Source organism: Micromonospora sp. NBC_01405 (assembly GCF_045040155.1).
Classification (GTDB): Bacteria; Actinomycetota; Actinomycetes; order Mycobacteriales; family Micromonosporaceae; genus Micromonospora.
The window spans coordinates 2,286,903-2,304,704 of record NZ_CP109532.1 but is presented as its reverse complement, the minus strand read 5'-3'; the positions used below and the strand labels follow the sequence as shown (position 1 = coordinate 2,304,704).

The following is a 17,802-nucleotide window of genomic DNA, read 5'->3' as shown; positions in this document are numbered from 1 at the left end:
AACTTTTGCAGGTGGCCGGTGATCTGCGACGATGCGCGCGACAGACGGAAGATCACCTGCGAGGACCAGATGGCCATTGCGCCGCCGTACAAGAGCAATGCACCCGATCCAGCCCGCCCCCGTAACGGTTTCGACCGATTTTTTGAGATCACCGCCCGCGGCTCGACGCTGAGCCGCGAGGTCCGAGGTGGTCTGGCGACCTTCTTCACGATGGCCTACATCGTGGTGCTCAACCCGCTGATCCTCGGCGGCGCCATCGACGGCGACGGCAAGAAGCTGTCCATCCCCGCGCTGGCCGCCGCGACGGCGCTGGTCGCCGGCCTGATGACCATCCTGATGGGGGTCGTCGGCCGGTTCCCGATGGCGCTGGCCGCCGGCCTGGGCGTGAACGCGCTGGTCGCGTACGAGATCGCCCCACAGATGACCTGGGCCGACGCGATGGGCCTGGTGGTGATCGAGGGTGTGCTCATCGCGATCCTGGTGCTCACCGGCCTGCGTACCGCGGTGTTCCGCGCGGTGCCCACCCAGCTCAAGACCGCGATCGGCGTCGGTATCGGCCTCTTCCTGACCATCATCGGCCTGGTCAACGCCGGCTTCGTCCGCCGTATCCCGGATGTGGCGAACACGACGGTCCCGGTCGGGCTCGGCATCAACGGCAAGATCGTCAGCTGGCCGCTGCTGGTCTTCGTGGTGGGCCTGCTGGTCACGATCGTGCTGGTGGTCCGCCGGGTCCGGGGCGCGATCCTGATCGGCATCCTCGCCTCGACCGTGATGGCGATCATCGTGGAGGCCGTGGCCAACGTCGGCCCGTCCTTCGTCAACGGCAAGCCCAACCCGCACGGCTGGGCGCTGAACGTGCCGGAGCTGCCGAAGAAGGTCGTGGACGTCCCTGACCTGTCGCTGCTGGGCAACTTCAACGTGCTGGACTCCTGGAGCCGGGTCGGCTGGCTGATCCCGCTGATGTTCGTCTTCACGCTGCTGATCACGGACTTCTTCGACACGATGGGCACCATGGTCGCGATCGGCCAGGAGGGCAGCATGCTCGACGAGCGGGGCACCCCGCCGCGGGCCAAGGAGATCCTGCTGGTCGACTCGATCGCGGCGGCGGCGGGTGGCGCGGCGAGCGTCTCCAGCAACACGTCGTACGTCGAGAGCGCCGCCGGTGTCGCGGAGGGCGCGCGGACCGGCGTGGCCAACCTGGTCACCGGCGTGCTGTTCCTGCTCGCGATGTTCCTCGCGCCGCTGTCCCTGGTGGTGCCGTTCGAGGCGGCGTCCACGGCGCTGGTGGTGGTCGGCTTCCTGATGATGACCGCGGTGCGGACCATCGACTGGACCGACTACGAGATCGCCATCCCGGCGTTCCTCACCATCGCCCTGATGCCGTTCACGTACTCGATCTCCAACGGCATCGGCGCCGGCGTCATCTCCTTCGTGGTGGTCAAGCTGGCGAAGGGGAAGGCCCGGGAGGTGCACCCCCTGCTGTACGGGGTGGCCGCGCTCTTCGTGCTGTACTTCCTGCGCGGGCCGATCGAGTCCGTCGTGCTCTGACGACCCACCGTGGTCGGCCGGGCCGGGGTTCCCTATTCGGGTACCCCGGCCTTTCGGTCATGAACTCCCTGGTGAGCATGGTCATATCGGATGTCCTTAGCCAGGCTTATTAGCTAGGCTAACTATCGTGACGGAGCGGACGGTGACGGCGAAGCGCGTGCCACCGGCGCAACTGGCCCCCCAGTTGCGCGATGCGATAACCCGGCTCAACCGGCGGGTCCGACAGGCCCGTCCGGTGGGCGACCTGACGGTCACCCAGCTCTCCGCGCTCACCAGCCTCAGGCTGGCGGGCGCGCTGACGCCCAGGGAACTGGCCGATGTTGAGCGGGTGCAACCGCCGACGATGACCAAGATCGTGGCGAAGTTGGAGGAGCGCGGCCTCGTACGGCGTACCCCCCATCCGACCGACCGCCGGCAGGTCATCCTCTCGGCGAGCGAGGGGGGGCAGGTCGTGCTCGACCAGTTCGAGCGGGTCCGCGACGAGTGGCTGGCCCACCGGCTGGCCGAGCTCACCGAGTCCGACCGGGAGACATTGCAGAGGGCGTCCGAGATCCTCCAGCAGCTCGCCCGCGCCTGACCGCGCCACCGCGCCCGCGCCGTCCGCCGTCGATGACGCGTACGACCGAGGAGGCGCACACAGGGTGCAGGCGAAGCTGAGCACGATGTTCCAGTCATTGCAGGTCCGTAACTACCGGCTCTTCGCGTCCGGGCAGCTGATCAAGATGATCGGCGTCTGGATGATGTTCATAGCCCAGGACTGGCTCGTCCTTGAGCTCTCGGGCGACTCCGCCACCGCGCTCGGCTTCGTCACCGCGCTCCAGTTCGCCCCGGTGCTGCTGCTCACCCTGATCTCCGGGCGGCTCGCCGACCGGTACGACAAGCGCCTGCTGCTGTTCGTCGCGAACGTGTTCTGGACGGTGCTGGCGTTCGGGATGAGCCTGCTGGTGTTCACCGGCCTGGTGGAACTCTGGCACGTCTTCGTCTTCGCGGCCCTGCTCGGCGTCGCGAACGCGGTGGAGACCCCGGTGCGGCAGGCGTTCGTCTCCGAGCTGGTCGGCACATCCCTGCTGCCCAACGCGCTGTCGCTCAACGCCGCCGTGTTCAACTCGGCCCGGATCGTCGGCCCGGCCGTGGCCGGACTGGCCATCGCCGTCGTCGACGTCGGCCCGGTGTTCCTGTTCACCGCGGTCAGCTCGCTGGCCCCGCTGGCCAACGTGGTCCGGATGCGTCCCGCCGAGCTGTACCGCGAGGCCCTGCCGCCGGTCGGCGAGCGGGACTCCGCCCGGGTGGTCGACGGGCTACGGTACGTCGCCCGCCGCCCCGACCTGCTGCTGCCGATGGCGGTGATGTCGGTGATCGGGATGAGCCTGTTCAACTTCCAGCTCACCCTGGCCGCCCTGGCCAAGACCGTGTTCAACACCGGCGCCGCCTCGTTCGGCCTGTTCAGCGCGGCCCTGGCTGTCGGCGCGCTGGGCGGGGCGCTGGCCGGCACCGGGCGGCGCAGCCGCCCGTCGGTCTGGGTGGTGCTGGGCGCGGCGATCGGCTGTGCCGTCTTCGGCACCCTGGTCGGGATCGTGCCGGCGTACTGGATGGTGGTGACGCTGCTGCTGCCCGCCGGGTTCTTCATGGTGTTCTTCGCCCAGGCCGCCAACCAGCGGGTGCAGCTCGGCACCGACGCCGCGTTCCGGGGTCGGGTCATGGCGCTGTGGGTGCTGGTCTTCCTCGGCACCAACCCGGTGGGCGCACCGCTGATCGGCTGGGTCGCCGAGACCTTCGGCGCCGGGGCGAGCATCTGGATCGGCGGGTTGATCTCGCTGGCCACCGCGCTGATCGCGCTCGCCTGGCAGTTGCGCCGCTCGGGTGCCCGCCTGCGCCTGCGGATTCTCCCGATGCCCCGTTTCTACGTCGTCTCCCCGGAGTGACGGAAGGTCCCCTGTCGGCATCCTCCGGCGAGCAGGACCCCGCCTGCGGGTGGGCTAGAAATTGATAAACATGGATGTCAAGAATGCGGTAGCGGACAGGCGTGCGGGGGCTTAGCGTCGATACGTGGAGGTAGGCCGCGCGATTCTCCTCGTCCTGGCGTTCGCCGCTGTCGCGAGTCTGCCGGTTGCCTTCGCGCTGCTCTGCTGCGCCGACGAGATCATCGACCGGGTCGCCTGCGGGTACGCCGAGTGGCGTGAACGCCGCCAAGAACGCCGAACCGTCGCCCGGCTGGACCAGGCCGTCGAGGCCGACTCGCTCACCCGGGGCATCGACCTGACCGAGTTCGACCGGGCCGACCGCCGATCCCTCCAGGAGATCGCCGCCGATCTGCGCCGCTTCGGCGGTCACCGGGTCAACCAGGTCGGCCGGGCGGTGATCTGGCACGCCGCCGTCCTCGACGCGTACGACGAGCACCTCCGGGCGGCCTGCCGGTGCCTGGGGCTCACCGAGCACCTGGGCGAGCTGGCGGGCGTCGACCGGGAGATCGAGCGGGTCCGGGTCGAGGGGGCGCTGCACGCCGCCGGGCTGACCCTGCCCGCCGCCCGTGCCCCGCACCGCCAGCGGCGCCACTGAACGGCGTACCCGGATGCGGCTGTTCGTCGCGGTCTACCCGCCGGCTGCGGCCGTCGCCGACCTGGCCGCCGAGGTGACCCGGCTGCGGGTCGGCCGGGCGGCAGCGGTCGGCACCGACGTCCGGCTCGCCGACCCCGCGAACGCGCACCTCACCCTCGCCTTCCTCGGCGAGGTGGACGCGGGCCGGCTGGTCGATGCGGAGAGCGCCCTCGGGATCGCCGCCGAGACGTTCCGGGCCGGCCGGGTCGGCTCACCGGTGCTGCGGCTCGGTGGCGGTGGCAGCTTCGGCGAGGGCCGGCTCACGGTGCTCTGGGTGGACGTGCGCGGCGACGTCGAGGCGCTTCGCGTCCTGGCCCGGCTGGTCCGGATCGGGCTGAGCCGGGGCGGGCTGCCGCACGACGAGAAGCCGTTCCGCCCGCACCTGACCATCGCCCGGCCCGGCGACCGGATCGACCGCGCCGACGTGGCCGCCGACCGGGAGGCCCTGCACGACTACCTGGGACCGCGGTGGCCGGCCGCCGAGCTGGTGCTGGCCCGCAGCCACCAGGGCCCCCGGCCGACGTACGACCGGCTGGCAGCCTGGCCCGTCTGAGGCCCGTTCCGCAGGCCGGCGGTGTGCCGGCCTCCCACGTCGGGGGCCGGCACACCGCCGCTCAACAGCTGGTCACGGACCCGTCACCAGGCCCACGCCTCCGGGCCCGGGCCGCCCTTGCCGACCGGCGGGAACAGCTCGTCGAGCCGGGCCAGCGCCGCCTCGTCGAGCCGCACGTCCAGCGCGCCCAGCGACCGGTCGAGCTGGTCGAGGGTGCGCGGCCCGATGATCGGGGCGGTCACCCCCGGCCGGGAGAGCAGCCAGCCGAGCGCCACGTCCGCCGGGTCGTGGCCGAGCTCCGCGCAGAACTTCTCGTACGCCTCGATCGCCGGCCGGTGTTCCGCCAGGGCCTCGGCGGCCCGGCCGCTGGTGCCCCGGGCGGCCCCGCCCTCGGCCATCTTGCGCAGCACCCCGGACAGCAGCCCGCCGTGCAGCGGCGACCAGGGGATGATGCCGAGGCCGTAGTGCTGGGCGGCCGGGACCACCTCCAACTCGACGTGGCGGGTCAGCAGGTTGTAGATCGACTGCTCGGAGACGAGGCCGAGGAAGTTGCGCCGTTCGGCCGCCGCCTGCGCCTGGCCGATGTGCCAGCCGGCGAAGTTGGACGAACCGACGTAGATCACCTTGCCCTGGGCGACCAGGGTCTCCATGGCCTGCCAGATCTCCTCCCACGGGGTGACCCGGGAGACGTGGTGCATCTGGTACAGGTCGATGACGTCGGTCTGGAGCCGGCGCAGCGAATCCTCGCAGGCCCGGACGATGTGCCGGGCGCTCAGGCCCTGCTCGTTGGGCCACTCGCCCATCTTGCCGTAGACCTTGGTCGCCAGGACGACCTTGTCCCGCCGGCCGCCACCCTGGGCGAACCAACGGCCGATGATCTGCTCGGTGATTCCCTCGCCGGTCTGCCAGCCGTACACGTTGGCGGTGTCGAAGAAGTTGATGCCGTGTTCCAGCGCCCGGTCCATGACAGCGAAGCTGTCCGGCTCGCTGGTCTGTGGCCCGAAGTTCATGGTGCCGAGGCAGAGCCGGCTCACCGAGAGCCCGGTGCGTCCCAGATTCGTGTACTCCATGCGGCCCACCCTGCCACGGGCGCACTTCGAGTGCCTCGCCGTTTGCCGGGGCGTGGCGGGCACGCTCCCGGCAAACGGGTGGGTCAGGAGGACTCGCGGGCCGCCGGACCGCTGCCGAAGAGGACGTCGTCCCAGCTCGGCAGCCGCTTGCGGGGCTTGCCGGAGGCGTCGGTCGACTCGTTCCCGCCGGCCGCCGCCGCGGCGGACCCCGTGCGGCGGGGCCGGAGCACCGCCAGCGACGGCACGGCCGGGATCTCCTTCGGGGCGTCCGAGTCGTCGTCGAACGCGGAGCCCTGGCCGCCGCCGAGCAGGGCCGCAGCCCCCCCGCCGACCGGCCGCTGCCGGGGCGCCTCGGACCCGGCCAGCGCCGCCGGCGTGCGCGGCTCCAGGCCGCGTCCGGACGTCGAGCCGAGTGGACGGTCAAGCGAGGCGAGCAGGGCGTCCCGCCCCGCGCGGATCGGGTCCCGCCCCGGGCGGCCGTGATCGCCGGTAGCGGCGGGCAACCCGTGCCCGCCCCGGCCCGGCTCGGCGCGCGACGGGCCGGGCAGCGCGTGGCCGCCCCGCTCCGGCGCGGGCTCCTGCCCGAGGATCGGGGTGGGACGCTCGGCGCACAGGTACTGCGCCATGTCGTCGTGCGGGGTGACGTTCTGCCGGGTCTTGTCCAGGTCCCACACCGCCTGGGCGGTGGCCTTGCCCGACGGCCAGGTGGCGATGATCCGCCAGGTGCCGTCGTCGCGACGGTACGCGTCCCAGGAGATCTTCTCGGTGTCGATCCCGTGCTGGGCCAGCCGGCCGTTGACCACGTCGGCCAGCGGGGTCGGCTTCTCGGCGCCCTTGAGCCGGGTGCGTCGGGCGTGCTGGGCGAGCATCGCCCGCTCCTGGAGCACGGGGCCGGCGTAGCGCAGCACCCGGTCGACCGGGACGCCCGCGATGCGGGCGACGTCCTCGGCTGACTCGCCGGAGCGGATCTTGGCTTGGATGTCGCGCGGGGACAGCGACGGCACCAGGTCGGCGGTGTTCGACACCACGGCGAGCGGGGGCGCACCCGGCTCGGCGTGCATGGCACCGGCGATCCGCTCGTCGATGGGCAGGGCGAGCAGCCGCCCGACCTCGTCGGCGAGCACCAGCGCCTGGCCGTCCTCGGAGAGGGCGACGAAGCGTACTGGGCGCATGAGCGTTGCCTCCGTCCCGCTTCGCTGGCCGCGCGCCACGAGTCGGCCACCCGGGCGTCTCGCACCACGGTACGCCCATCCGTCACCAGGTGGGGGAACCGACACCCGCATGTCGCGGACGGGCTGCGAGGATGATCACACTGGGTGGCCGTCGGCGGCCTGGCGACCACCCAGTGTGACGATGCCTAGAGCCGCTCGACGACGTAGTCGATCGAGGCGGTCAGCGCCTCCACGTCGGCCGGCTCGACCGCCGGGTAGAGCGCGATGCGGAGCTGGTTGCGGCCCAGCTTCCGGTACGGCTCGGTGTCGACGATCCCGTTGGCCCGCAGCGCCTTGGTGATCGCCGCCGCGTCCACCCCGTCGGCGAAGTCGACGGTGGCGACCACGTTGGAGCGCAGCGCCGGGTCGGTGACGAACGGGGTCGCCACGGCCGAGCGCTCGGCCCAGCCGTACACGATGCCGGCGCTCTCGGCCGTGCGCTTGGCCGCCCAGTCCAGCCCGCCCTGTTCGTTCATCCAGTCGGTCTGCTCGGCGGCCAGGAAGATGGTGGCCAGGGCCGGGGTGTTGTACGTCTGCTCCAGCCGCGAGTTGTCGATCGCGGTGACCAGGTCGAGGAACGCCGGGATGTACCGGCCCGAGGCCTTGATCTCGGCGGCCCGCTCCAGCGCGGCCGGCGACATCAGGGCCAGCCAGAGGCCGCCGTCGGAGGCGAAGCACTTCTGCGGGGCGAAGTAGTAGACGTCGGTCTCGCGCACGTCGACCGCCAGGCCGCCCGCGGCGGAGGTGGCGTCGACCAGCAGCAGCGAGCCCTCGTCGGCACCGGCCACCCGGCTGATCGGCACGGCCACGCCGGTCGACGTCTCGTTCTGCGGAAGGCCGTACGCGTCGACCCCGGCCTCGGCCACGAGCGTCGGGGCGCTGCCCGGCTCCGACTTGCGCACGGTCGGCTCGCCGAGGAACGGCGCCTGGCTGACCGACTTGGCGAACTTCGCGCCGAACTCGCCGAAGCTGGCGAACTGGGCCCGGTCCCGGATCAGGCCGAACGCGGCGACCTCCCAGAACGCCGTGGTGCCGCCGTTGCCGAGGATCACCTCGTAGCCCTCGGGAAGGGAGTAGAACTCGGCGATGCCGCGCCGCAGCCGGGCGACCTGGTCCCGGACGGTCTTCTGCCGGTGCGAGGTGCCCAGGAAGTTGGTCGCCGCGTCGGCGAGGGCGGAGACGGCCGCCGGACGGACCTTGGACGGCCCGCAGCCGAACCGCCCGTCGGTGGGCTTGATGTCGTCGGGAATCCGGATGGTCGGTGCGTCAGCCACGGTTGTCGAGATCCTTCCGCGTGGGCGGGGCCCGGTCTGGGTGGGCGGGTGCGGACCGACGGCGGTCGCGTGCGTGGGCGCACGGTCGGCCGGGATCCGAACCTGGTCCGGCGGCTCTGCCGAGCATTCATCCTCGCACCCGGGCCGACCCGGACACCCGGCGGTGAGGCGTGTGACACATCCGCCGGCCGCGCGGCTGGGCAGCCCCCCGGCAACGCGAAGGGGCCCCGCCGATCGGCGGGGCCCCTTCGCGTTGGCGCTGACGGGTCGGACGGGCGTCGCGCACCCAGGTGGTGACTGCGTCGGGAGGACGCCCGGCTCAGACGCCGTGCGGAATGGCGTCCCAGCCCTCGACCTGCTGCGGCTTGCGGGGGCCCGGGCCGACATAGGTGGCCGACGGGCGGACCAGCCGCTGGAGCTTCTTCTGCTCCAGGATGTGCGCGCTCCAGCCGCCCATCCGGGCGCAGGTGAACATCGAGGTGAACATGTGCGCCGGCACCTCGGCGAAGTCCAGCACCACGGCCGACCAGAACTCGACGTTGGTGGCGAGCACCCGGTCCGGCCGGCGGGCCTGAAGCTCGGCCAGGGCGGCCTTCTCCAGCGCCTCGGCGATCTCGAAGCGCGGCGCGCCCAAATCCTTGGCGGTGCGGCGGAGCACCCGGGCGCGCGGGTCCTCGGCCCGGTAGACCCGGTGGCCGAAGCCCATCAGCCGCTCGCCCCGGTCCAGGACGCCCTTGACGTACCCCTCGGCGTCCCCGCTGCGCTCGACGGCCTCCAGCATGGTGAGCACGCGGGAGGGGGCGCCGCCGTGCAGCGGGCCGGAGAGGGCGCCGATGCCGGAGGAGATGCAGGCCGCGGCGTCCGCGCCGGTGGAGGCGACGATCCGGGCGGTGAACGTGGAGGCGTTCAGGCCGTGCTCGGCGGCCGAGATGAAGTAGGCGTCCACGGCCTTGACGTGCCGCGGGTCGGGCTCGCCGCGCCAGCGCTTCATGAAGCGCTCGACGATCGTCTCGGCCTTGTCGATCTCCTTCTGCGGCACGGCCGGCAGGCCCAGGCCGCGGGCGGACTGGGCGACGAAGGAGAGCGCGGTCACCGAGACCCGGGCCAGGTCCTCGCGGGCCTGCTCGTCGGAGATGTCCAGCAACTGGCTGAGTCCCCAGTACGGGGCGAGCATGGCGACGGCGGACTGCACGTCGACCCGGATGTCGCCGGAGTGCACCGGCACCGGGAACGGCTCGGCCGGCGGCAGCCCCGGCCCGAAGCGCCCGTCGACCAGCAGCGCCCAGACGCTGCCGAAGGAGAGCTGACCGATCAGGTCCTCGATGTCGACGCCGCGGTAGCGCAGTGCGCCCCCCGCCCTGTCCGGCTCGGCGATCTGGGTCTCGAAGGCTACGACGCCCTCCAGCCCCGGTTTGAAGTCGGCCATGTCGCTCTCTCCTGGATCTGCTCGATGCGCCCGCCCCGGGCTCATCCGGCCCGGCCGGTCGAGCGCCTTAGGCGATCCTCAGGGACGTGTTCGTGACATCTTGCCTGCTGGGTAACCGACTGCGCGACCCAGTGCGACTGTGCTGCACGCCTCATCCCCGCCGGCGGACGTCCGGCGGGCCTCGGTGAGACTGGGGGGTGCGGGCTGGCCAGCGGTGCGGATGCGGGCGGTCCGACGAGAGGGAGACTGACTGTGACGGGTGACACACCCGGACCGGCGGGGATGCGTAACGAGTACGCCGCCGACCTGGGCCTTTCCGAGGTGGACCTGGCGGCCGACTGGCACACCCAGTTCGCCCGCTGGTTCGCCGACGTGGTGGCCGCCCGGCTGCCCGAGCCGAACGCCATGGTGTTCGGCACCGCCGACGCCCAGGGCCGCCCCAGCGGCCGCACCGTCCTGCTCAAGCGGTACGACGCGGCGGGCTTCGTCCTGTTCACCAACCACGGCTCGCGCAAGGGCGTCGAGGCGCTGGCCAACCCGTACGCCAGCCTGGTCTTCCCGTGGTTCGCGATGCAGCGGCAGGTGGTGGTGGCCGGGCGGATCGAGCCGGTGGACCGGGCTGACACCGAGGCGTACTACGCCGGCCGGCCGCGCGGCTCCCAACTCGGCGCCTGGGCCAGCGCACAGTCCCGGGTGATCCCGGACCGGGCCGCGCTGGACGCCGGCTACCGGGCGGCGGCCGAGCGCTTCGCCGAGGTGGAGCCGATCCCCGCCCCGCCGAACTGGGGCGGGCTGCGGGTGCGCCCGGAGACGGTGGAGTTCTGGCAGGGCCGGGCCAGCCGGCTGCACGACCGGCTGCGGTTCCGCCGCACCGGGCCCGCCCCGGGGACGGCCGACGACGGAGGCTGGGTGGTGGAGCGGCTGGCCCCGTGACCGCCGTCAAGGAGGCCCGGCCACGCGGGGCGCGCCGCTGGGCGATCGACCTGCGCCCGCTCGGCGTGCCCGCGTACCGGCGGGTGTGGCTCGGCAGCGCCGTGGCCATGTTCGGCTTCCAGTTCACCGCGGTCGCGGTGCCGGTGGAGATGTACGCGTTGACCGGCGGCTCGTTCTGGGTGGGCCTGCTCGGCGTCGCCGGGTTCCTGCCGCTGCTGGTCTTCGGGCTGTGGGGCGGGGCGGTCGCCGACGTCCTGGACCGCCGCCGGGTGCTGCTCGCCGGCGGGGCGCTGCTCTGGGCGTCGACGCTCGCGCTGCTGGTCCAGGCCCTGCTGCGGGTGGGCAGCCCGGCGCTGCTGCTGACCCTGGTGGCGGTGCAGTCCACCGCGTTCGCGGTCACCTCGCCGACCCGCAGCGCGATTCTGCCCCGCCTGGTGTCGACGGAGCTGGTGGCCGCGGCGAGCACGCTCAACTACACCACCCACACCGTCACCTCGGTGTTCGGGCCGTTGGCCGCCGGCCTGATCTTCGCCGGCTGGGGCACGGGCCTCGGCCTGCCGGTGGCGTACGCGGTGGACGCCCTGCTCTTCACCGTCTCGCTGTGGGCCACCTTCCGGCTGCCGGCGCTGCGCCCCGAGCCCGACCCGGACGGCACCGCCGCGCCCCGCCGGGCGGGGCTGAGGAGCATCGTGGACGGCTTCCGCTACCTGGCCGCGACCCCCGTGCTGCTGCTCTCCTTCGTCATCGACCTGATCGCGATGGTGCTGGCGATGCCCCGGGCGCTCTTCCCCCAGGTGGCCCAGGAACGGTTCGGCGGTGGTGCTGCGGTCGGCTGGCTCTACAGCGCGATCGCCATCGGGTCGATGCTCGGCGGGCTCACCTCCGGCTGGATCGGCCGGCTCCGCCGGCAGGGGCTGGCGCTGGTCCTCGCCGTGTTCGGCTGGGGGCTGGCCATCGCCGCCGCCGGGCTGGCCCGCCAGCTCTGGCTGGTGGTCGGGCTGCTCGCTCTGGCCGGCGCGGCCGACCTGATCAGCGCCGTGCTGCGACAGACGATGCTGCTGGTGCACGCGCCCGACCGGATGCGCGGCCGGCTCCAGGGCGTGAACACGGTGGTCGTCGCGGGCGGGCCCCGCCTCGGCGACCTGCGCGCGGGGGCGACGGCAGCCGGGTTCGGCACCGGCGTCGCCTGGGTCGGCGGCGGCCTGGCCGCGGCGGTGCTGGCGGTGCTGCTGGTGGCGGTCTTCCCGGCCCTGATCCGCTACCGGGCCGCCACACCGCGTACGCATGGAGCCAACGGCTAAGGTCACCGGCATGCAGAACGCCGCGACCCCCCCGCCGTCAGGCGCGCAGTGGACCATTTCCGCCGCCGGCCACGAGGCCGTCATCGTGGAGGTGGGCGGCGGTCTACGGACATACCGGCACGACGGGGTCGACTACCTCGACGGGTACGACCTCGACGAGATCTGCCCCGGCGGGGCCGGGCAGGTGCTGGCCCCGTGGCCCAACCGGATCCGCGACGGGCAGTACTCCTTCGGGGGGCGGTCGTTGCAGCTCACGCTGACCGAGCCGACCCGGAACAACGCCATCCACGGCCTGGTCAACTGGGCGCGGTGGCACCTGGTCGAGCAGGCCGACGACGCGGTGACGGTCGGCTACGACCTGCCGCCGACCCCCGGCTACCCGTGGGGCCTGCGGCTGCGCAACCGGTACGCCGTGGGCCCGGACGGCCTGCTCGTCGAGCACGAGGTGACCAACGTCGGCGACGGGCCCTGCCCCTTCGGCTTCTCGACGCACCCGTACCTGCGGCTGCCCGGGGTGGCGGTCGACGACATCTCGATCCAGGTGCCCGGGCGGACCCGGGTGATGCTGGACGGGCGGCTGCTACCGGTCGGGGCGACTCCGGTCGCCGGCACCGAGTACGACTACACCAGCCCGCGCAGGATCGGCGACGCGGTGCTCGACGCGGCCTTCGGCGAGGTGTTCCGGGCCGCCGACGGCGGCTCCTCGGTGACACTGGCCGCCCCGGACGACGCCGTCGCGGTGCGGATCTGGGCGGACCGGGAGTTCGGCTGGTGGCAGGTCTTCACCGGGGACACCCTCGGCGGGGAGCGGCACCGGCGCTCGGTGGCCGTCGAGCCGATGACCTGCCCGCCGGACGCGTTCCGCTCGGGCAAGGACGTGATCACGCTGGAGCCGGGGGACACCTGGCGGGGCACCTGGGGCATCCGTCCCGGGGCCTGACCGGCCGGCGCGAGGGAGCGACATGGAGTTCGCCGAGGTCGTCCGGCGGCGCCGGATGGTGCGCAACTACGACCCGGACCGCCCGGTCCCGCCCGAGGTGGTCGAGCGGCTGCTCGACCACGCGGTCCGGGCCCCGTCCGCCGGGTTCGCCCAGGGGTGGGGATTCCTGGTGTTGGAGGCGCCGGAGGATCGGGAGCGGTTCTGGGTGGCAACCACCCCGGACGACGGTGGGCGGGAGCGGTGGCTGGCCGGGATGCGGCGGGCACCGCTGATCGTCGTGCCGCACGCCAACCGGTCGGCGTACCTGGAGCGGTACGCCGAGCCGGACAAGGGCTGGGCGGACCGCTCGACGGAGCGCTGGCCGGTGCCGTACTGGCATGTCGACACCGGCTTCGCCGCCCTGCTGATGCTGCTCACCGCGGTGGACGAGGGGCTGGGCGCGTGCTTCTTCGGCATCCCGCCCCAGCGCACAGTCGCGTACCGGCAGGCGTTCGGGGTGCCGGAGAAGTACCAGCCGATCGGCGCGCTGACCGTCGGCTACCGGGCACCGGACCACCGGTCGCCGTCGCTGAGCCGGGGGCGTCGCCCGGTCGACGAGGTGGTTCACCGGGGCCGCTGGAGCTGACCGGTCCGCCGGAACCGACCGCGACCGGCGGCGCGGGACCCGGTCCGGGCGGCCGGGGCCGGGGCGCCGCAGTAGTGAATGCGACATGAGGGAGTAAAACGCGGTGTGGCACGGGCGGCTACGCTGGCACGGTCATCGGTGCCGCGACGCGCGGCGCCACACCGCGATGCGACCCGACGCGGCGGGTCGGCCCGGTCAGGGGGAGGGGAGCGCACCGTCGTGATCTTCAGAGCGGTCCGGGACGGGAGTCCCTACCCGGACCACAACCTGACGCTCAAGCAGTGGGCGGAGATCCCACCGCGCCCGCTGAGGCTGGACCAGCTGATCACCACCAAGCGCGAGCTGGCGCTGGACAAGCTCCTCGCCGAGGACTCCACCTTCTACGGCGACCTGTTCCCGCACGTCGTGCAGTGGAACGGCGGGCTGTACCTGGAGGACGGGCTGCACCGCGCGCTGCGCGCCGCCCTCCAGCAGCGCAACCAGATCCACGCCCGGGTGCTGGTGCTCTCCGATCAGGCCAACTGAGGAACGCTGTCGGGCCTCCGTCACCTCCGGGCGCGTGCCCAGGACAGGAACCGGTCGGTCAGGTCGGTAGGCGGCGTGCCGGGCGTCAACGCCGCGAGCTGGGTAGCGGCCTCCAACTTCAGGGTGGCGAGGTAGATCAGGAGGGTCGTGCTGTTGCCCTGGTACTCGTCAGCAGAGACAGCTGCGCCATACCGCAGGCCCGGCACAGCCAAATCGGGCGGATCGGCGGGTGCGGGCGGCTGCGCGGGCCCGGGGTGCGGGGGAATCATCGGGCCGATCAGTGGTGGGTTGTACGGTATCGAATTCCGGGGCGATGGGGGCCGGCCTCGGCGCGGGGTTCGGACCGGCCAGCGTCGGTTCGGGATCCGGCTTCGCCGCCTGGTGCGGCCGGCAGACCTGGCACACGCAGTGCTGGCCGCGCCGGGACCAGTGCCGTTTCCCTGGGTACGACATGACTTCGCCTCTCCGTCGAGATTGGAGAGGGGACACCCACTCGTCGGGCGCAGGGAAGGACCGGGGTGGCTCCCTCGACGAACGCGCCCGCCGGGGTCATCCCTCCTGTCGCGCCTCCGGTCGATGGCCGTCGTGGGGTGTCGTCGGCCCTGATTGGTGTGGGCGTTGCAGCATGCGGAAACCTCACCGATCGGCAGGCGGGGCGGGCGGTGGCGTGTCACATCGACTAAAAGTACGCGTTGGTATAGCGCACCGGCAACGTCGATGGAAAAGGCCGGTATCTGTTCCTACTGCCGAACCCTGGCCTCTCGATGTGAACGAGATGGGGTCGGCACAAGGACTTAGCCAGCCACAGTGCCGATCCTTTATTGACACATCCCCAGTTGGTCCGCGCTCAAGGGTTCACGGCCGCCCAAGCCGTCCAATGAATTTCCTAACATCAGGGAAATGCTAGGTAAAGACGCCTCGTAAGGTATACCTCCCACTCCGCCACCAGATGGATCGCAAACAAGCTCAAATCATTCAGGTATCGCTCGATGTCGGCCGCTTCGCGGCCTGGTTGAAGAAATATTTCTCGGAAATGGGAATTCCCATGGGCAATGTCGTTCCGCGCAAGCGCTATCTTTAGAAGGGAGCCCTCCCACGAGACCGCAGGAAAGGGAACTCCGGGCAAGCCGTAGACCTGCCAAAGGTGATGGAAGTGTGGGGGCTTCAGTGTTTTCCCGTCAAGTGGAGGCTGGGACGTCTTCCGCATTATCGGGAACTTCGTAAGCTCACTGCATGTATCCAGAGTTGTGGCATACGCCTTCCGGGTCCACAAGGTTGAGTTGTCGCCTGTATGCCGCAGACTCTCCAGTTCGGCGTGTGCAGCTAATGCGCGGAGAGATGACCTGATACCTTTAACCGGGATTGCCGCCTGGTTGAGTTCTCGGTGAGTAAGCTGGATGAAAATTCGCGTTGACGCCTCCAGTTCCGCCATAGCGCCAACGACTGCGGCGCCGCGCGCTTCACGCGAGGCGAATCCCCATTTTGCGGGATTCTCCCGGGTAAGAGACTCTGCGCCCACTAGATACCGACGTAAATCATCATATCGGTCCAACAGGCGATCAATTTGGCTATGTAACTCCGCAATTAAGGCATCATGCAGTGCCACTGAGCAGTGCCTTCGCGCGGTCGATGCGGCGAGCGAGGGCGGCGCGGGTATTCGATCCACCCATGCTCGCCCGCTTCAGTTCGATATCGTCCAACCATTTCCCGGCGGGCTGCACGATGGGAACCTTGTCGTTGAGCAGGTCCGCGACAGCCACGAGACATCCCTCGAATTGGACTAGCGGAGTAACTCCATAGTCCGATCTAAGGAAGGGGCCGCCACTGCATAATTCACGAAGTTTAGCTGTCGACTCAGCAAACTCGCGCCTGGACTTTTCATATTCAAACGCCTGAGTAGCGTCTTCCATGTACGTATTCAGGAAGTGTTCGACCCGGCCATCAAAAGCGGCTCGGCGTTCTCTGTATGCAAAGAACTTGAGGACCTGTTCAGCTTTCGTTCCATCATGCTTCTTGACGTCCTGCAATCGCAACAAGGCCGCCAGGTCAGCATTTCCAGAAAGCTCCTCAAGGAATGCGTTGAAGTCTCCTCGGTAGACACATGCTCGGACTTCCTGGGCCGTCAACGCAACGGCACCTTTGTTGAGGCGCTCGAATACATCGAACCGGACCTGCAAATCGCTTTTATCGGTCAAGGACACAACCTGAAGCGGTTGACGCCCGAAGTAAACTCGCAATGACTTGGGAAGATCGTCGGCTAGTTTTCCGTTTAGCTCAGAGAGTTTCTCCAAGCCGGTCAGCCTAAGCGGAGCGATCCTGTTGATAATGGCAAGGTCTTCCGGGCATTCCGCCATAAAGTGCATCAATGTGGATAGGCGCTGGAGCCCATCAACCACTTCCCATTGAAATCCCACGTTTGTTGCTACGAAAATCGGCGGAATGGGAAGGCCAAGGAAGACTGACTCAATGAAGGCTGACTCCCCCGCTTCGGTCCAACGAAATTTCCGCTGATACTCAGGAGCGACATTCAACTCCTCGTCCGACATCATACGAGTCAGTTCACGCACCGAAAAATTGTGGGTAGCAACGTCGACCTTTCGGCGCTCCGCGTTCAGTTGCGCCTCGACGCTCTCGATGTCCACCATGACGGCAGGCTACCGCCTTGACAGCCAACCGAGTGCTACCCCTCAAGCCGCACCTGCAAAGACCTTGGACCATAGCGCAGTACGTCCCGGCTGCCGCTGACCGCGCACGTTTTGAGAGCTGGACACAGCAGAGGCCGGGGTTGGGGCCGGCGGGTAGCTGTGCCGGCCGTCGGGACAGGTCCCCAGTCTCCGCCGTCGCGCTCCGGTCGGCCCACCACGTTGCCGGGGCGGCTGGTGACCTGGCACGACGACCCAGTCCCGGCGCGGCGCGGAGGGGACCGTCCAGAGTGCGACACGCGTAGACCGGGTTCTCGCCGAGCGGGTGTCGCACGAGGGCCGTACCGTCATCGGAAGACGATGTGTCCGATCGAGGATGGTGAGCGCGATGTCCCCTGACGGTGAGCCCGACGGTCAGGTCGACCGGCCCGCCCCGCGGGGCCCCTCCGGGCCCGCCCGGGGGCTGCTCGTGGTGCTCGGCGCCGCGGCGCTGGCCGTGGTGGTGCTGCTCGGCACGCAGGTGGCCGGGGTCTTTCCGGACTTCCGCAACCCGTTCAGCAAGGAGCAGACCGACCGCAGCCAGCCACCGCTGCTGAAGTCGATCCAGGATCTCAGCCGCTACGTCGCGGCCGAGGGCAACTTCCAGGTCGTGGTCGACCTGCAGAACGACCGGAACAACGTCCCGGAGTTCCTGCTCAACGAGCGCACCCTCTTCGTGGGGGCGGGCAGCGTCGAGGCGTACGTCGACTTCGGCAAGATCGCCGAGGGGGCGATCGTCGTGTCGGCCGACGGGAAGTCCGTCGAGGTCAAGCTTCCCGCGCCGCAGCTCGCCCAGACCAACCTGGACATGGAGAAGAGCTACGTCGTCGCGCAGCAGCGAGGGCTGCTCAACCGGCTCAACGATTTGGTCAAGGGCGACCCGAACCGCCAGCAGCAGGTGTACAAGCTGGCCGAGGACCGGATTACCGCCGCCGCCCGGGACAGCGGGCTGACCGCCCGCGCCGAGGAGAACACCCGCAAGATGTTGGAGGGCCTGCTCCGCTCCCTCGGGTACGAGAAGGTGACCGTCACCTACACCGCACCCTGACGCCCTCCCGCCAGCGACGAAGCGCCCGCCCCGGACTGCCGGGGCGGGCGCTTCCGCGTGTGGTGGGTGGCG

General features: G+C 70.7%; 17 protein-coding genes. 11 read left to right on the top strand and 6 right to left on the bottom strand.

From position 1 onward, the window contains the following. Nucleotides 1-69 precede the first annotated feature (69 nt). The 5 genes from OG559_RS09190 (at nucleotide 70) to thpR (ending at nucleotide 4,696) form a co-directional block, all read left to right on the top strand. Nucleotides 70-1,548 carry an NCS2 family permease gene (locus OG559_RS09190; RefSeq protein WP_405114281.1) on the top strand — a complete coding sequence of 493 codons (1,479 nt, stop codon included), beginning with the start codon at nucleotides 70-72 and terminating at the stop codon, nucleotides 1,546-1,548. 127 nt (nucleotides 1,549-1,675) lie between these two features. Then, on the top strand, nucleotides 1,676-2,125 hold the full coding sequence (locus OG559_RS09185) for a MarR family winged helix-turn-helix transcriptional regulator (RefSeq protein WP_405114279.1): 450 nt from the start codon (nucleotides 1,676-1,678) through the stop codon (nucleotides 2,123-2,125). A 64-nt stretch (nucleotides 2,126-2,189) separates the two neighbouring features. Continuing rightward, on the top strand, nucleotides 2,190-3,470 hold the full coding sequence (locus OG559_RS09180; RefSeq protein WP_405114277.1) for an MFS transporter: 1,281 nt from the start codon (nucleotides 2,190-2,192) through the stop codon (nucleotides 3,468-3,470). Between the two features lie 124 nt (nucleotides 3,471-3,594). Beyond that, nucleotides 3,595-4,104, top strand: coding sequence for a hypothetical protein (locus OG559_RS09175; RefSeq protein WP_405114275.1), 510 nt, complete (start codon nucleotides 3,595-3,597; stop codon nucleotides 4,102-4,104). A 13-nt stretch (nucleotides 4,105-4,117) separates the two neighbouring features. Then, entirely contained in the window at nucleotides 4,118-4,696 is a 579-nt protein-coding gene (thpR, locus tag OG559_RS09170; protein ID WP_405114273.1) for an RNA 2',3'-cyclic phosphodiesterase, read from the top strand. 83 nt (nucleotides 4,697-4,779) lie between these two features. Here thpR and OG559_RS09165 read toward each other — a convergent pair whose 3' ends face one another. The 4 genes from OG559_RS09165 to OG559_RS09150 all read right to left on the bottom strand — a co-directional run bounded on the left by OG559_RS09165 (nucleotide 4,780) and on the right by OG559_RS09150 (nucleotide 9,677). Continuing rightward, a complete protein-coding gene (locus tag OG559_RS09165; protein ID WP_405114271.1) occupies nucleotides 4,780-5,766 on the bottom strand; it encodes an aldo/keto reductase in 987 nt (328 codons plus the stop codon). Between the two features lie 83 nt (nucleotides 5,767-5,849). Continuing rightward, nucleotides 5,850-6,938: a septation protein SepH gene (sepH, locus tag OG559_RS09160; RefSeq protein ID WP_405114269.1), complete on the bottom strand. Its 1,089-nt coding sequence runs from the start codon at nucleotides 6,936-6,938 to the stop codon at nucleotides 5,850-5,852. A 185-nt stretch (nucleotides 6,939-7,123) separates the two neighbouring features. Continuing rightward, on the bottom strand, nucleotides 7,124-8,251 hold the full coding sequence (serC, locus tag OG559_RS09155) for a phosphoserine transaminase (RefSeq protein ID WP_405114267.1): 1,128 nt from the start codon (nucleotides 8,249-8,251) through the stop codon (nucleotides 7,124-7,126). A 319-nt stretch (nucleotides 8,252-8,570) separates the two neighbouring features. Continuing rightward, on the bottom strand, nucleotides 8,571-9,677 hold the full coding sequence (locus OG559_RS09150; RefSeq protein ID WP_405114265.1) for a citrate synthase 2: 1,107 nt from the start codon (nucleotides 9,675-9,677) through the stop codon (nucleotides 8,571-8,573). Nucleotides 9,678-9,923: 246 nt separating this feature from the next. Here OG559_RS09150 and pdxH point away from each other — a divergent pair, with 246 nt between their 5' ends. The 5 genes from pdxH to OG559_RS09125 all read left to right on the top strand — a co-directional run bounded on the left by pdxH (nucleotide 9,924) and on the right by OG559_RS09125 (nucleotide 14,001). Further along, nucleotides 9,924-10,610, top strand: coding sequence for a pyridoxamine 5'-phosphate oxidase (pdxH, locus tag OG559_RS09145; protein ID WP_405116507.1), 687 nt, complete (start codon nucleotides 9,924-9,926; stop codon nucleotides 10,608-10,610). After that, nucleotides 10,607-11,911, top strand: a complete 1,305-nt coding sequence (locus OG559_RS09140) for an MFS transporter (RefSeq protein WP_405114263.1) — start codon at nucleotides 10,607-10,609, stop codon at nucleotides 11,909-11,911. The genes pdxH and OG559_RS09140 overlap by 4 nt, the downstream gene beginning before the upstream one ends. A gap of 10 nt (nucleotides 11,912-11,921) precedes the next feature. After that, complete coding sequence (locus OG559_RS09135) at nucleotides 11,922-12,851, top strand: aldose 1-epimerase family protein (protein WP_405114261.1); 930 nt, start codon at nucleotides 11,922-11,924, stop codon at nucleotides 12,849-12,851. Nucleotides 12,852-12,873: 22 nt separating this feature from the next. Beyond that, nucleotides 12,874-13,476, top strand: coding sequence for a nitroreductase family protein (locus OG559_RS09130; RefSeq protein ID WP_405114259.1), 603 nt, complete (start codon nucleotides 12,874-12,876; stop codon nucleotides 13,474-13,476). A 219-nt stretch (nucleotides 13,477-13,695) separates the two neighbouring features. Continuing rightward, nucleotides 13,696-14,001, top strand: coding sequence for a type II toxin-antitoxin system VapB family antitoxin (locus OG559_RS09125; RefSeq protein WP_405114257.1), 306 nt, complete (start codon nucleotides 13,696-13,698; stop codon nucleotides 13,999-14,001). A gap of 20 nt (nucleotides 14,002-14,021) precedes the next feature. On the opposite strand, the gene OG559_RS09120 is transcribed toward OG559_RS09125, so the two are convergent. After that, nucleotides 14,022-14,270 carry a hypothetical protein gene (locus OG559_RS09120; protein ID WP_405114255.1) on the bottom strand — a complete coding sequence of 83 codons (249 nt, stop codon included), beginning with the start codon at nucleotides 14,268-14,270 and terminating at the stop codon, nucleotides 14,022-14,024. Between the two features lie 1,323 nt (nucleotides 14,271-15,593). Next, complete coding sequence (locus OG559_RS09115) at nucleotides 15,594-16,646, bottom strand: DUF262 domain-containing protein (RefSeq protein ID WP_405114253.1); 1,053 nt, start codon at nucleotides 16,644-16,646, stop codon at nucleotides 15,594-15,596. A 385-nt stretch (nucleotides 16,647-17,031) separates the two neighbouring features. Between OG559_RS09115 and OG559_RS09110 the strand changes: the two genes are divergently transcribed. Further along, nucleotides 17,032-17,730 carry a DUF4230 domain-containing protein gene (locus tag OG559_RS09110; protein WP_396669050.1) on the top strand — a complete coding sequence of 233 codons (699 nt, stop codon included), beginning with the start codon at nucleotides 17,032-17,034 and terminating at the stop codon, nucleotides 17,728-17,730. The last annotated feature ends 72 nt before the right edge of the window (nucleotides 17,731-17,802 follow it).